This is a genomic window from Nostoc sp. JL34, assembly GCF_017114945.1.
GTDB lineage: Bacteria > Cyanobacteriota > Cyanobacteriia > Cyanobacteriales > Nostocaceae > Nostoc.
Genome location: NZ_JABXKQ010000029.1, coordinates 1 through 16,194 on the forward strand (window position 1 = coordinate 1; position 16,194 = coordinate 16,194).

Annotated in this window: 10 protein-coding genes; 3 read left to right on the top strand and 7 right to left on the bottom strand. The window is 41.5% G+C overall.

Annotated features, from left to right (window positions below; genetic code table 11):
• Positions 1-220 precede the first annotated feature (220 nt).
• Positions 221-967, top strand: coding sequence for a Uma2 family endonuclease (locus HWQ44_RS04610; RefSeq protein ID WP_292715484.1), 747 nt, complete (start codon positions 221-223; stop codon positions 965-967).
• A gap of 208 nt (positions 968-1,175) precedes the next feature.
• On the opposite strand, the gene HWQ44_RS04615 is transcribed toward HWQ44_RS04610, so the two are convergent.
• Entirely contained in the window at positions 1,176-1,919 is a 744-nt protein-coding gene (locus HWQ44_RS04615; protein WP_292715486.1) for a response regulator transcription factor, read from the bottom strand.
• Between the two features lie 157 nt (positions 1,920-2,076).
• Here HWQ44_RS04615 and HWQ44_RS04620 point away from each other — a divergent pair, with 157 nt between their 5' ends.
• Positions 2,077-3,141 (top strand): alpha/beta fold hydrolase, encoded by a 1,065-nt coding sequence (locus tag HWQ44_RS04620; protein ID WP_292715489.1) that lies wholly within the window; start codon positions 2,077-2,079, stop codon positions 3,139-3,141.
• Between the two features lie 77 nt (positions 3,142-3,218).
• Here the strand turns inward: HWQ44_RS04620 and HWQ44_RS04625 are convergent, their stop codons facing one another.
• Positions 3,219-3,386 carry a hypothetical protein gene (locus tag HWQ44_RS04625; RefSeq protein ID WP_292715491.1) on the bottom strand — a complete coding sequence of 56 codons (168 nt, stop codon included), beginning with the start codon at positions 3,384-3,386 and terminating at the stop codon, positions 3,219-3,221.
• A gap of 494 nt (positions 3,387-3,880) precedes the next feature.
• Here HWQ44_RS04625 and hetI point away from each other — a divergent pair, with 494 nt between their 5' ends.
• Positions 3,881-4,600, top strand: a complete 720-nt coding sequence (hetI, locus tag HWQ44_RS04630; protein WP_292715494.1) for a 4'-phosphopantetheinyl transferase HetI — start codon at positions 3,881-3,883, stop codon at positions 4,598-4,600.
• Positions 4,601-4,657: 57 nt separating this feature from the next.
• Here the strand turns inward: hetI and HWQ44_RS04635 are convergent, their stop codons facing one another.
• The 5 genes from HWQ44_RS04635 to HWQ44_RS04655 all read right to left on the bottom strand — a co-directional run bounded on the left by HWQ44_RS04635 (position 4,658) and on the right by HWQ44_RS04655 (position 16,069).
• Entirely contained in the window at positions 4,658-5,461 is an 804-nt protein-coding gene (locus HWQ44_RS04635) for an SDR family oxidoreductase (protein ID WP_292715497.1), read from the bottom strand.
• Positions 5,462-6,072: 611 nt separating this feature from the next.
• Entirely contained in the window at positions 6,073-7,587 is a 1,515-nt protein-coding gene (locus tag HWQ44_RS04640) for a thioester reductase domain-containing protein (RefSeq protein WP_292715499.1), read from the bottom strand.
• A 2-nt stretch (positions 7,588-7,589) separates the two neighbouring features.
• Positions 7,590-9,266 carry a PfaD family polyunsaturated fatty acid/polyketide biosynthesis protein gene (locus tag HWQ44_RS04645; RefSeq protein WP_292715501.1) on the bottom strand — a complete coding sequence of 559 codons (1,677 nt, stop codon included), beginning with the start codon at positions 9,264-9,266 and terminating at the stop codon, positions 7,590-7,592.
• Positions 9,267-9,401: 135 nt separating this feature from the next.
• A complete protein-coding gene (locus HWQ44_RS04650; protein WP_292715503.1) occupies positions 9,402-14,153 on the bottom strand; it encodes a PfaB family protein in 4,752 nt (1,583 codons plus the stop codon).
• A 188-nt stretch (positions 14,154-14,341) separates the two neighbouring features.
• Positions 14,342-16,069: an SDR family NAD(P)-dependent oxidoreductase gene (locus HWQ44_RS04655; protein ID WP_292715505.1), complete on the bottom strand. Its 1,728-nt coding sequence runs from the start codon at positions 16,067-16,069 to the stop codon at positions 14,342-14,344.
• Positions 16,070-16,194 lie beyond the last annotated feature (125 nt).

Here is a 16,194-nt window from a genome sequence, read left to right on the forward strand (position 1 = left end):
ATGGTTCGATAGCTTTCTTGTCGATTCCCTCAACGAAAAATTGTCCGGAGTATTGATAACGGCAAATACAGCATTGAATATGAGAGGCGGGTGGTGTTCGCAAAAGCGATGATGGGATTATGCGATCGCAATATTTTAGCGAAAAGCGATACACTCGGAAAAATGGTGCGATCGCTTAATATAAAAATATCCGCAACGCCCAGCCAATAGGTGAAAAGCTATGTCAGAAACTATCCTAGCTGCACCAGATATTCAACTCCCACCCACCCAAGCAGAATTACCCTATGATGACGGTATCCCAATGGAAAGCGCACGCCATAAAGCCCAGATGGACTTGCTGATAGATGCTCTGATACCTTGGTTGTCAGAACGAGAGGATGGGTTTATTGGCGGTAATATGTTTGTTTACTACAGTCTGGCGCAGGTGCGGAACAAAGACTTTAAAGGGCCAGACTTTTTTGCTGTGTTGGGAGTCCCTAAAGGAGAACGACGCAGTTGGGTAGTTTGGGAAGAGGGAAAAGCACCAGATGTAGTTATTGAGTTACTTTCTGACAGCACAGCCCAAGCAGACAAAAACTTCAAAAAGCTGATTTATCAAAATCAAATGCGTGTACCGGAATATTTTTGGTATGACCCTTTTAATCCTGATGATTTGGCTGGTTTCTCTAATGACAAAGGAGTTTATCAACCCATTGCCGCAAATGCTCAAAATCAGTTGGTGAGTCAATCTTTAGGGTTAGCATTGCAGCTTTGGCAGGGAAATTATAAAGGTATTAATGCTACTTGGTTACGCTGGGCAATGTCGTTAGGAGAATTACTGCCAACTCCTGAAGAAAAGGAACGCCAAAGGGCAGACAAGGCAGAATCACAGTTATTACAAACTGCACGCAACTTACTTGAGTCTGGGATGACAATCGAACAGGTAGCTAGGTTAACAGGTTTAAATAAATCTGAAATAGAAATGTAGAATTCAGGAGTCAGAATGGGCTACGCCCCGCTGTGCTAACAGAATTCAGAAGATATAGAATACAGCTGAGGCAAAAATGCGATCGCCTCAGTAGTTAAAGGTTCCATAGCTTAAAAGCTGGTACAAAAGTATATAAAATTCGTAGGCTAGCACAGCTGTGCTAGCCTACAAATCTGGACACTCACCACTCAGTACTGTTTGGGTGATTTCATTCCACCAGTGTTGCGGAAGCCCCTTCATTTGATGGAGGTATACCGGGTAACTCAAGACAGTATCCAGCACCATACACTGTTTTGATATAGCGGGGGTGGCGGGGATCTGGTTCTAGCTTGGTTCTCAAGTGGCGAATATGGACTCGAATCGTTTCTATGTCGTCATCAGGATCGTAGCCCCAAACTTCTCTGAGGATTTCGCTGGGAGAAACTGTTTGACCGTGGCGTTGCAGCAAGCAGTGAAGTAGCTCAAATTCCAAGTGAGTCAATTTCACCGTCTCATTGAACCATATCGCCTCAAATCTTTCGGGAACGAGGGTGAGTGAGCCATAGTTGAGAATCTCACTATGCTTTGCGGCTTGGGGAATTCGGTCAGTCCGCCGCAAAAGTGCCCGCACCCGCGCCAGCAGTTCTTCAACTTCAAAAGGTTTGGTGAGGTAGTCATCTGCGCCAGCATTGAAGCCTTCCACCTTGTCCTGAGTTTGGCTCAAAGCCGTCAACATTAACACGGGAATCTCAGAGGTGCGATCGTCTCGGCGCAGGCGTTGGCAAACGGTAAACCCATCTACCCTGGGCAACATTAAATCTAGCATGATCAAGTCTGGTTGTAGCTGGAGAGCCAGCGCTTGACCTTTGATGCCGTCTTCAGCTTGACTAACATCGTAGCCAGCCATTTCCAAGTTGACGGCAACTAGTTCTGAAATCGCTGGGTCATCGTCTATGACAAGAATCCTCGGCATTCTTAAAAAATTATTACTACTTATTAAGGATAAATAACAACCTTTGATAGATACAAAGATTTTTGAAGCAATGATGAAAAAGTTTTTAAATCTTACATAAATATTAAGATTAAATGACTGTGAAATCAAGACTCAATTACACGAAATCTTATAGTCTATGATGTGTTATGCTCCCCCCTACAATCCGTCTTGGTTTTTACAAAACGGTGTGATGATGACTGTATACACCGCTTTGTGGGGAAAACGTTACTGGGAAAGTACTACTCTCTTACAAGAACCGTCTTATCACGAGAAAATCTTCATTGGTGGCCAAGGTGTGCCAATTTTTGGCTTGGTTGCCATCCCGGAAAATGCCCACAGCACAATTATCGGTACTTATGGCATTACTGGAGAGTTAGAGACGGAATGGTTTTTGAGAGTGCTAGGACGTAAAGCCTACGCTCAAGGATACGCGATGGTGTTATTTGATTGGCGGGCCCACGGCAAAACTGCCGAACTATCGCCAACTCTGACTTCTGATGGTTTGTACGAAGGGGAAGATTTTGTTCGCATCGCCGCCGCTGCTAAGGCGATGGGATGTCCGGGAAAATTTTGGTTTACAGGGTTTTCTTTAGGAGGGCAACTAGCGCTATGGGCAGTGAAGGTGGCTGGTGAGGTGATTAAGGAGTATGGAGATTTAGGACTAGAAGATAGCGATATTGGCGGTGGTATGGTGATTTGTCCGAGTTTGGATTCGGAGCGATCGCTATCTTATCTAGTTACAAAGCCCTTTGGCAGATATTTGGAAGCGGGGATTGCCCAAAATTTAAAAAAACTGGCATGGCGGATACATGATGCCCATCCTGGAAGCCTTGACCCAGAAGCGATTGAACGGGCTAACAGCATTTGGGGTTTTGACAATGAACTGGTAATTAAGCGACTAGGTTTTTCTTCTGTGGAAGCATATTACCAAGCTAGTAGTGCTTTACAAGTATTGCCGCAAATCTCGAAACCGACCTTGATTTTATATGCTGCTGACGATCCACTTTTTGACCCAGCTATCATACCGGAATTAGAAGAAGCGTGCGATCGCAATCCTGCAATAGATTTGTTCCTCACTCAATATGGCGGTCATGTTGGCTATTTGAGTAGTAAAGAGTGCCAGCGTCAAGTACAAGATTCTGACCTTTGGTGGGCATGGAATCGGGTTTTACAATGGTTAGAGCAACAACGAACAGAGTAATAGGCGAGACGATATTCTAGTTGCTAGGATACTCGACGGATGGAGTCGTATTAGTTTGGAAGTCCAAAATCCAGAAGCTACCACAATATTATTGGTAAACCAGCAATGACAGAAGCAATACCTGTCCAGAGAGTAAAGCGCTCAATATCTACTTCATCCAAAGCAATGCTCATTTGCCTAATTGCTAATAGCAGCGCTGCCAGTAATTGTATAAAAAAGGCAAAGTACTGCAAATTAATAATCATTCATCCTCACTATGTTCTACAAAAAAGTAGTTCTAATAGGTTTTTAACAAGCTTTGGCAAGGTTTTTATGTTCTAGATTTAACAATTTCTGACAAAAACTATTTACCAGTCAAGAGATATCTACTTCAGAACACTTGCAGACATTGGTGTTAGTTCCTTTGAGGAATGCTGTAATAAGTAATGTTGTAGCCAAAAGAAAATTTGCGATTATCTGTCAAAGGTTTAAAAGCATTCTCTCTCAAGAGATTTAACGTGGAGTTGAGGAGCGTACATCTAGAGCAATAAATTATAATATTTTGCTGGCAAAAGCAATAACGGCTACCTGTAGTTATGTTTACAGCTAGACTTAACATCTAACAACTCCTCTGGCAGATTCTAGGAAAAACACGCGCAGTTGTATATAGTAGTGCTAAAGCGTCAAACCAGATCCACCCATAATAATCGTCTTAATTAAAGAAACTATTAGAGTACAACTCCCTTGACTTTTTGACTCAATGACCGCTCCTAATGATATTTGGCAACCAGCACCTACAGATTTAACTTTATTACCCGATGAGATTCATGTCTGGCGTATAGACCTTGACCAACCAGAATCACAGCTGCAAAATTTAGCAGCGACTCTTTCCAGTGACGAAACTGCTCGTGCTGAACGGTTCTATTTTCAGGAGCATCGGCAGCGTTTTATCGCTGGTCGTGGTATCCTGCGAACTATATTAGGTAGCTATTTAGGTATCCAGCCGCTACACGTGGAGTTTAATTATCAACACCGTGGCAAACCAGTATTAGCAGATAAATTTGCCGATAGTAGACTGGCGTTTAACTTGTCTCATTCCCAAGGGTTGGGTTTGTGTGCGGTGAATTGTACCCGACCAATTGGTGTAGACCTAGAATATATTCGTCCGATGTCTGATCTCGAAGCTCTTGCCAAACGGTTCTTTTTACCGAGAGAATATGAGATGTTGCGATCGCTATCTCCCAACCAACAGCAAGAGATATTTTTCCGTTACTGGACTTGTAAGGAAGCTTATTTAAAAGCAACTGGAGACGGACTATCCCAGTTAGAGCAAGTTGAAGTATCGCTGACTCCCACAGAAGCAGCCAAGTTACAGATAACTGAAGACTGGAGTCTTTTTGAATTAGTACCCGCTAACAATTATGTTGCTGCTGTTGCTGTAGAGAATTTTGGCTGGGATTTGAAGTGTTGGCAGTATTAATCTTAGTCATTTGTCATTAGTGAATACTCTATGCCCAATGCCCAATGCCCCATCCCCCTACTTATCCTCCTGCATATTTCGCACAATTTTTGTCACCAGGTTTCTAGGTACAAATCTGACGCTTTTTGCAAGTATTGTATTGAGTAACCCAGGAATGACAATGGTTTGTCCCTTCATTAAGGCGCGAAAACCAATTTCGGCTACTGTTTGTGCATCCATCATTTTCTTACCCTTGAGCAACTTCGAGTCAGCCATCCCAGTTCTTTCATGAAAGGCAGATGCGGTTGAGCCTGGGCAAAGAACTGTCACAGTGACACCTGTACCTTCTAATTCATTAGCGATCGCTTCTGAAAAAGATAAGATATAGGCTTTAGTCGCAAAATAAACTGCCATCAAAGGCCCTGGTTGAAAAGCAGCAGCGGAGGCAACGTTTAATATTTTACCTTCACCTTGCTTTACCATGCCCTTCACAAATAGCTTGGTTAAATGGGTGAGACACACCAAATTTACCTGTAGCATTTCCAATTCAGTTGCTAGGTCTGTTTCGTGAAATAATCCATAGATACCAAATCCAGCATTATTGACCAGCACATCAACATTAATATCGGCGAGTTGCAACTCTGTAAAAATTTCTTCAGGAGCCGTTGATATAGATAAATCCTTAACAAGAGGTTTGACAAAAATTCCAAATTCTTTTTGGAATTTAACAGCGATTTCTACTAGCTTTGGCCCATTTCTGTCTACTAAGACAAGATTGTAATCATGAGTAGCAAAAATACATGCTAATTCGTAGCCAATTCCACCGGCTGCCCCAGTAATAAGAGCAGTTTGTTTGCTCTGTCTTTGATGTGTTGTATTCATGTAAGAATGTTGGTGAATTCAATTTGATGAAGCTGCGTTGCATTTACAGTCGTTCTCGTTCTACAATTAAGTACGCGTAATATCTCAACTGACGAGAAGTGTCTTGAGTTATTACCCTTTCAAATGCTTGTGTGATGCTTTGGATAGATGTAGCAGTCCAAACGCAAATTTAGGATTTATGCATCGAAGAAGTTGGGCATTAAAGAAGTTCGGTTATTTCAAACTACTAGCGCTAGCTTTTGATTACTCACAAAAGCCAGCGGGTAAAATCAAACTTTTATCCCCGACATTAACCATTCTATCCTCGATTGCTTCTGTCAAGAGGTGAATACTAAAAATTTACATGATTGAGCATAAAAAAACAGGGCAATTATATTGCTATTGCCGCTGTTGGTGTATGAGTTGTTGCTGGCATCTGAAATATTGGCAATTCAGCAGTACTGAGTTTTAAAAAACATGAACTAAACAAAATTTCTTTGTAGAGGAGCCTGTGCATTGCGGAGGTTCTCTCCGTTGTAGTAACTAGCGTTGTGTTACGGCTTCCATAACGCGCCGAAAGTATCAGGATGATACGTTATGTTATTAACGCACCATCCGCAAGTTGTCAATTTCTAAGCGATATTTAAGAAACCACTTTGAATCAAGTAGGCTGTATAAGTCATAAACAATTGAGAGTCAATTGGAGGACAAACAATAGAACTTCCTGCTAATGCATGGAGAGTATCTTGGCAGCTAATATGAGGTCTTCTAGCTTGCAAGTACAAATCAGGAATAGTCAGTTGTTCATCAGACCAGCGTTCCAGTAAAAAGGGTCGCAGAGTATACAAAGGATTGTCAGCAGAAGTCACATTATTGATTAACTCTGATTGCCATTTTTCGTAAGGAATCATCTCAACTGAATAACCAAAAGAGCGTATCCACTCAACTAGCATTTTCAAAGCAGCAGGTTGGGGATGTTGTAAGTTGAAAGCCTTACCTATAGATTCTTTCTGCCGTGATAGATAAACAATGGCTTTACTTACATAGTCTACAGGTGACATATCCAACATATAATCTACATCAGGGAAATATCCCATTTGTAGACAGCCCTTGGTCATCAAATTGATAAAGTCATGTGTGTTACAAATGCCTGTTTTGCTATCACCAGAAATCAGTGGTGGTCTGTGGATAGTTACAGGAAGTCCACGGTCACGAGCAATTTTAACTAACTTTTCAGCTACCCATTTTGTTTGTGAGTAACCAAGATAAATACCTTCCCAATGATTGAAATCATCCTGCTCTTTGACAACCTTACCAGCATAAGCAGTTGATTCAAAAACAGCAACACTGGAAACATAATGTACAGGCTTGACTTTAATTTGACAAGCCAATCTCAAAACTTCTTGAGTGCCTAAAACATTAGCTGCCTTCAATGCTGAATATGGGAAAACATAATTCAATAAAGCAGCACTATGATATATAGTATCAATATTGGCAGCTAAAATTTGAAACTGTTCTGAACCAATACCTAACAATGGCTGAGATAAATCACCGACAATCGGAATAATTCTGGAGTTAAATTCTTCCTGCCAAATTGCATACTGTTCCAGATTTTTTTGGAGTTTGCTTTTGCCTTCTTCGGCATTAGCAGCACGCACTAAGCAATAAATATCCGCATTGGTTTCCTGTAGCAATTCCCGAATGATAAAAGCTCCTAAAAAGCCTGTTCCTCCAGTTAAAAAGATGTTCTTGGGTTCACCCACAAGCACATTCGATGCAGCGCCAGGATGGATGGTAGGGTCAAGAACAGCCTCAGCACCTAAATCTAAAACAGTGGGTGCAGTGTTGGCATTAGAGGCTACTACCTTTGTATCTTGAACTGGCGAACCATCTTGCACTTCTTCAGCTAAACGCTGTGAAAGAGCTTCAATATTTGGGTAATGCCACAGCAGCAATGGAGATGGTTGAAATCCGAGCAACTTTTCTAAGTTACTTACTAGAATCATTGCTTGGGCTGAATCCAACCCATAGTTTTCTAAATGTTCTTTGACATCTATTTCATCAGTTGGTACTCCTAGCAACTTAGCTAAGTTAGATACCAAAAATACTTGAATATCGTCTGCTGTGAAAGACTGTTTTATAGTCATTTTTAAATCTCCAACAATGATGTAGAACGAACAGGGTGATATTGACTGTAATAATCGGAAGCTTGCAGCCCTTGAATTTTCAAATTTTGGACACGATACAAAAAGGCTGCACCAGTCATAATTTGATTAGCAACATCAACTACCTGACGATTATTTGGTTCAGATAGGTAGGAACCGCGTACCCAGTCATTGAAACCGCCCATTGCGGGGCCACACCAAATTTGATAATCGACTTCTCTGCCTTTTTCACCAGAACTAGACCAGCGAGAAGATAATCCTAGATACCAGCGGAAAATCAACGCCATTTTCAGTTTAGGATTATTAACTGCTTTCCCAAGTTTCTCAGGATTCTTTTGGGATAAATAAGCCGCAGTTCCTTCCCATACTTCGGCAATAGTTTTGCGAAAAACTTGTTTTTCTAATTTCTCTCTTTCTGCAAGGGGGATGCTTTCAATGGAATCATAAGCGCGATATAGTTCAAATAATTTCTGCGCTCGCATGGGGAACATTGTACCCCGTTTGAGAACTTGCAATTTGACTCCCATTTCAAACATATCTGCTGCTGGGGCCATAATCATATCAGCCATTTCTGCTTGGGCTAGTAACTTTTTGGTATGTTCACAAGCCCCAGATTCAACACATGACTGATTAATTGAGCCAGTCATTATATAAGCAGCACCCATCATAAAGGCTGCTAATGCTGATTGTGGTGTGCCAATTCCCCCTGCAACGCCAATTCTAATGGGTGTTTGGTAATGATATTGTGCTTGAATTTCATCTCGCAAGGCAATAATAGAAGGTAACACACAAACCAAGGGACGGTTATCTGTATGGCCTCCAGAATCAGCCTCGACGGTAATATCATCAGCCATCGGAACTTTAGCGGCAAGAGTTGCTTGTAACTCAGTAATTAGCCCTTGTTCAAGAAGTTCTTTGATTATTCTGGCTGGTGCTGGTTGCAAAAATTTAGTCGCAACTTCTCGGCGAGAAATTTTGGCGATGATTTTATTTTTGATTTCAATTTGATTGGCGTTATTCAATGCCAATCCAGCAACACGGTAATAAACAATGTTGGGGGTCAAGTCGAGAAATGCAGATGCTTCTACTGTTCTCACTTGATATTTAAGGTATAAATCCACAGCCCGACGTTCAATCGCGGGTTCATTGGGACTGTGAATTAAATTAAATGCATAAGGCCCTTGAGGTAAAGCTTGTTGAATGCGATTTATGGCTGCTTCCAAACGTTCTGGAATTAAACCACCTGCACCAAAGGAACTTAAAATTTGCTCTTTTCCTAATGCAATGACCATTTCTTCGGAAGCAATTCCGCCAGCCATTGCACCAGTAACGTAGGCATATTTCACTCCATGAGAGGAGAGAAAATTCGGATCTCCAAATTGTTGAATGCGAATTGGGGCTGCAAATGTTAGCAGTTCTACTTGTGCTGTTGTACCATTATCACCAGGACATAAATACCCCTCATTTGTGACACCGATTTTTCCGGCAACTTTCACGATGTAGCAGGGTTTATTTAACACCATCAATTTATCTTTGATGGTTTGTTTCTCAAAAGATACAGTTTCTAAAGAACCTTTCCAAACCTGGTTTTTGTTATAAGACCAGGCAGAGAAATTAAGGCCATTATCGTGTTTACTTAGTACCGTATCTACGGTTGTCACAGCAGTTATCCCTCGGATTACAATTATTAAAAAATGGGAGTGGGGAATAGGGAATCGGGAAGAAATATTTTCCTTTTATCAGTTCACCTTTCCCCTTCCCCAAGGTTATTGACGGTTGAAGTATGTAGACTTATGTCAAGATTCGTCGTTAAGCAAGTTTTGGGCGCAAGCTAGTTGCAATTGAATGATTTCGCTCATTTGCTGACTGTAATCTTGTCTAGCTTGTAAGAAGGCGGTGTGTGCTTTAGTTATCTTTGAATTATTAGCATTGAGCTTTTGATACTGTGTCTTATTTAAATCGAACATGCTGATGATGCTACTAATTTTTTTAGTGATGACAGGTGGCGAAGAAAGAGAAATTTGCTGCCCAATTGCGCTTGACTCAGAAGATTGTAATTGTTCTCTCGGTTCAAAAACGTTATCAATGATATTTTTCGGTTTTACTTCTTCTGGCTGAGGCAAGATGTTATGGGAGTAAGTTTCTTCTTGGGTTATTTGGTTAGAAGTGTTAAGATAATCTGTGATTTCAGATTGCTGGATGTTAGGTATATCTGGATGCTGTATTTTGAAACGATCGCTCCTAAGATCCCCAGCAAAATCTTCAACAAGTTTGCGATTTTCGTCACTCAAAATTGTAGCAGCAATTGCTTTTCCACCCAAGGTAACTGTTCTCAATGTTGCTTTATTTTGATTAGCGGTTCCTTGAGCTTTGTTGTACAGTGGTGATAAATCAACGTTCACCTGATGACTGAGTAGTTTTGCTAATGCTTTGACCATTGCAGCATGGTCATCCATCCCTCTACGATTTAGAGAAACTGTAATATGTTCTTGGTTGCTGAGAATTTTGTCAATCCATCGTGAACAGACATTACCTGCGCCGGCTTCTAAAAATATTTTGACTCCATCACCGTAGACACGATTAACTAATTGTGGAAAATCAAGTTCTTGGCACAACCCTTTGGCGATGTTGTGGGCAATGGTATCGCTATCAAGTGTAATTGGTTGATAATCGGCGGCAGAATAAAACACAATACCGGGCAGATTTTGGGATGGTAAGGTGTTTACCTTCTTGATTTCCTCGTACTGCGATCGCATCGCTTCACAATGTATCACATGGTCGAAGGGAGCGGGGAAAGAATTGCAACCTAAAGTTGCAATCACTCGCTTACAGGCGGCATCATCACCAGCAATTAATACTTCTTCTGGTGTGTTGATTTGAGTTAAGTAGACGCGATTCTCATGTTTCAGGCATTCTCTAACTTGGGATGGAGTAGCCATGAGAACATAAGTATTCCAAAGATTGTTGTTTGAGGAATCGGTTAATCCCCAATATTCCCGCACAGCATTTTTCGGCCCAGATAATTTATCGCCAAATAGAGGTGATGAGTTTAAGGTATTACTTCCGCCCTCAAAATCACTCCAAACTCCTTGGGCAACCATCATGCTAGTTTCACCCAAGCTATACCCAAATACAGATTGCGGCTTGACTTTAAAATCATCTCGGAAAATTGCTGTCATGTATCTAGCAAAGGCAATTTCACTTTCAAACATTGCCAGGGAATCATCTAACAATTGTTTTTCGAGTGTTTCTAGTTGTCTAGTTGTCAATTTAGGTAAACTTCTGGGATAAACCAGCTTTTCAACATCGGCAGCCCGATTGTAGAGATTGTTACTTTTTAAGTCCTCAAAAACTTTAGGAAATAAGCGGAAGACACTGCGACCAATGCCAATATAAGAATTGACTGCTGCGGGGTAAACATAAGCAACTGCTCCAGTTTTACCCAATGGTTTCGCTGTGAAATAGCTACCTAGTGGTGTTTGCCAATCTGTGCCGTTTTCAAAGGCATTATTTACACCTTTGCGGGCAGATTCAATTTCTTTGAGTAAATCTTTTGTGTTACGTCCTGTGATTGATAAGACGTATTTTGGATTAGAATGCTGTTGAAAGGTAGCGAATGTCTCGCTGGCGGTAGCTGCTAAAGAAGAACTCGCTTCTATGGTATTTTGGAGATTGTTGAGAAGATCGGAGATAGTGGTGCGATCGCTAACTGCGATAGGAAACAGATGAAAAGGCATTTGTTGCAAATATCTGTTGTCGCGTTCCTCTTGGCTGGGTTCCTCCGATAAGATTAAATGGGCGTAACTCCCATCTATACCCATGCTATTAATTGCTGCTACTCTGCGTGTGCTGCCTTTATCGACAAACCAAGGTCTTGATTCCATCGCCACATAGAAAGGGCTACCTTCCCATACTTGCGGTGTTTTGACACCAGACCATTTTGGTGTGGCGGGAATATACCTGTAATAAAGACAGAGAGCGGTTTTGATTAAGCTAGCAATTCCCGATGCTGTGTAGGTGTGACCAATATTGGATTTAACGCTACCTAACGCACAATGCAGACCATTGCCCACTTTCGGATAAGCTTGCAGTAAACCTGTAATTTCGGCTTCATCCTCCTGGGGAATGCCACTACCGAATACTTCCACATAGTTAACCTCTGTGGGTTGAATCTCCGCCATCTCGAAAGCTTGTTTGCAGACATTGCTGATAGCTGAAGCATCAGGTTTTACCAAAGCGTCACTCAAAGTAGAATTACCTTGTGCGAAACTCATGGCATCAATTACTGCATAGATGCGTTCATTATCTTCTTTAGCAGCTTCGTAGCGCTTGAGGACGACAGCACCCGCACCTTCGCCAACCGTCCAGCCATTGGCTTGTTGGTCATAACCCAACGTATTGATACCCGTATTAATTGGGGCAAATTGGCTGCGGAATAAGACGTTTTCTACACCACCAGCTAAATCTACTGCACCCACAACGACTGCATCAACTTCTCCCGTAGCGAGTAGCATTTGAGCAACTTCCAACGCTTTGAGGGCAGAATTTTCGCCAGCGCTGACGGTGAATGCAGGGCCAGTGAAATTCCACAAAGCAGAAATCCGACTGGCCATGATGTTGGCGATGTGACTCACATATTCGCCGATTTCTACAGGTTGGTGAATGCTATCTTTGACAATGGTTTCTAGTTGGGAAAGCTGTTCAGCAGGTAGAGAAATTCCTTGGTTGAGTAAGCCGTCCTTAACTTGCCAAGATAAATTCCATCTTTGCTGTAGCTGATGCACTGAGAATTCTGTCTCGGCGGCGACAATCACAGCGACATTGCTACCTTCCTGTAGTTTCGCATCTTTGACGGCGCGATCGCTAACCTTCAGAAGCAACAATTGTTGTGGGTTTAACTTCTCTATTTCATTCGGTGGGATTTTGCACGATAAAGTATCGATTTCAAAATCTTTGATGTATGCCCCAACTGGCGCTTTTCCATCTGCTAAACCGTACTCTTTCAGGACACTTTCTTGATTTTCTATACCATGCCATCTTTGAGGCGGTAGGGAAGTAAAATGCTGTGTTCCATCATAAATGCTGCGTTCAAAAGCATCTAAACCATTGCAGTTACCAAAAAAAGCATCCATGCCGACAATGGCGACTTTGGTAGGTGGAACAGGTGGAGTTGATTCAACTGATTCTGTTGTAGTTCCTTGCTCTAAAATCAGATGAGAATTAGTGCCACCAAATCCAAAAGCACTGATAGCCGCTCGTTTGATTGGTGCGTTATTATTAGGCCATGCCGTAGCTGTTCTAACAATTTTATCGGCGGAAATTGTACTTTTTTCTGAAGTTAAAGGATCAGAAACATTCATGGTTGCTGGAATTACACCATGAGACATACTCAAAATCACCTTAGTCAAGCCAACCATGCCAGCAGCAGTTAACAAGTGACCAGTATTTGCCTTAGCAGAACCTACCAGAGGTGCAGCTTGATTTTGACCAAAGAATGTTTCTATGGAGTTAAATTCAGTTGTATCTCCTAGTAATGTCCCAGTGGCGTGACACTCTAGATAATCGATGCTTTTTGGACTAAATTTTGCCTCATTATAGGCTCGTTCAAAAGCTAGGACTTGCCCTTTAGGATTCGGACTCAGTAAGTGCTTACCTTTACCATCATTCGAGAGTCCATTACCGCAGATGGTAGCGAGAATATTATCACCATCTCTAACGGCATCAGAATATCTCTTCAGCATCACCATCCCAACACCATCGGCAGGAATTAGCCCTCTAGAGGATTTATCTAAGGGGCGGCTGATGCCGTTTTCTGCATACCCTTGAACACCGGAAAATAACATCCGCACGAATAAGGAATCTGCACAACTTATGGCTCCAGCTAACATAACATCAGCTTTGTGTGACCATAGGTAATGAGATGCTAGTTTAATCGCATAAAATGATGACGAGCAAGCAGCATCCAGACATAAATTAATCTGGGATAGAGAGAGAGCTTGAGCTACGATAGATGCTGGTAAACCAGATATCATCGCATTGTATAAAGACGCTTTAGTTTTACTTGGTAAAGCAGCTAAATCAAAGTCTTCATATTGCAAAAGTTCTCTGACAGCAGGAGTAATAGCTTTCTGGTAAATTGGAGATAGTAATTGATTAGATAGTTTTGTTGGAAATGACAAATTACCTAAAATTACGCCACATTTTGCCAGAACATTTTGATTACCCCAATAACCACTTTGTACAATTGCTTGTTTAGCTGCATACAATGACCATTTGAAGGTGTTATCTAAACCAGCAACAAATTCTGATGGTAGATTGTACTCGGAGGGGTTAAACTGGAAGTTGCGGATATATCCGCCTTTGAGGGAATAGGTTTTGTCTGGTGTACCTTTAACTGGATTGTGAAAGATTGTCGGATCTACTCCGATTTCTTCGACGGTTGCAGAGGATGTCGAATCTTTTTGATTAACGATGTTTTGCCAGTATTCTTCAGGATTTTTGGCATCGGGAAATAGGCATGATAATGCGATTATGGCTATTTTTTCCACGATTTATATGCTCCGAGTTTGGGTATTTAGCAAGAGATAATTAAAAGCCAGGATTTACGCTGTTCCCCAAACTTTAAACGAGGCAAGTTATAACAATCCTAAGATTTTGATAGTTTGTAGTAAGCACTAAAGTGCTTATATTAAGAAGGACTAAAGTCCTTACTACGAACTTTAAACTTGATAGATTCTTAGCTTCTGAGCATTTTCATTGACCAAATAATGGCATGAGCGCCGAGCATTCGCGAATAAATTTTTCCTTGACGGTCATGTATGATGAAGTTTGCGATCGCACTACTTGGTGTTTTAGCTAGTACTTCACAAGAAACATAAAATGTTTCGTTATGTGGTATCGCTTCAAACTGCTCAAATTTTTCTACTTTTCCAGGTAAGCAACCTTCTTCATGAAAGTGTTGCGTCCAAACCCATAAGGCGTGCATACTCAAGTCAGTTGTATAAGGATTTACCCATTGGACAGGGAATTGTCCTTGTTCCTGTGCGCTGAGTTCTGGCCACAGACATTCTGTAGTAATTTTTTCAGGAGTGATGTTTAAGACTCTTTTGATTTCCTGAAAACCAGGGCCGTGAAATAATGTAGCCCCACCATTTTGGTAAAAAGCTTTTCCTGTGGCGGTGATGATATTATCTTCTTCGAGATTGAGAGATTCATAGATGGGTGCAACTGGGATTTCTCGCTGGAGATTGAGTTGAGCGCTAAAATGAAAATGGATTCTGCCTTCAGGGTTTTTACTCGAAATTTTGGCTTTAAGTTCGATACTTTCAAGATTAACTTTGGAAATTTCTTCTATTTCTAAAAGATGTTCTTTCGCTAATGTCTCATTGAAAGTAATCCCCTTTAAAACTTTAAAGTCTTGGTAATTAAACAACCGATAACCGGGATATAATTGTTCAGAAGCATTGATAATCCAGGTCATTGCACAAGTTGCTGGTAAAACTGGATAACCAGCAATCGTATGATCGTGTAAAAATGGATTAGCCTCCAATGTCATTTGGCGACGGATACGATAAGTTCGTAGTTCTGAATCTAACTCCGCCGCCAGGGGAACTAGTGGACTACCAATAACAATTTGTGCAGTTGCATGATTGGCGTTATCCATTTCTTTAACGAGCATTTGTGCCCCAACGGCAATGGGAATTATATCGATTTTTCGCTCTTGAAAAATCTTCTTTAATTCTGCTGTCACCATCCCACTATCCCAAGCGCCCCAGTTGATAGCGACTACATGACATGAGGGATAAGTTTGCTTAAATATATGGGCTGATTTGTTCAGAATTTCATTTGCGATCGCATAATCAGATTGTCCAGGATTTCCGTAAAAGCCTGTTACGGAAGAAAACAAAACTAAATGCTGAAGTTGATTAGGATTGACGCAAGTTAGCAGGTTTTCTAAACCTTGAACTTTGGCGGTGTAAACTTTTTCAAAATCCTCTTCTGTTTTCTTTTCAATTAACTTATCAGCTAAGTTTCCCGCGCCGTGGATGATTCCGGTAATTGGGCCGAGATGTTGCACAGCAGTGGCAAGTTTTTCTTGTAAAGCTGGCGTATCTGTGACATCGACGCTGATATATTCGGCTTTAGCTCCGGTTTTTTCAATTGCTGCTAGAGTCTTTTTAATTTCGCGGCTGGAGGTTATTTTGTTATATATTTTTTGCACATTCATGGGTGTGGGCTTCTGTCCTTGAAAAAGAAGGTTTTCCATGATGCATTTTTTCAATGCGGAATCATCAGAATTTTGAGCATAATCTGGCTCGGTTTCTAATAGTTCGGAGCGACCGAGGAGGATGAATTTGCAGGGTTGCTGTTGGGCTAATCTGATAGTACACTCAGCCGTAATCCCTTTTGCACCGCCGCTCACGACAAAGACAGATGATGGACTAAGCTGGGCTGTTTGTGTCATAAATCCTCGTGAATACCTGCATAAATTGGGTTTGATGTGTAACTGATTCTTGAAACCCCTCTCCAAACCTCTCCCTGTGGGGGAGAGGCTTTGATTGTTACTCCCCTTCCCTTGTAGGGAAGGGG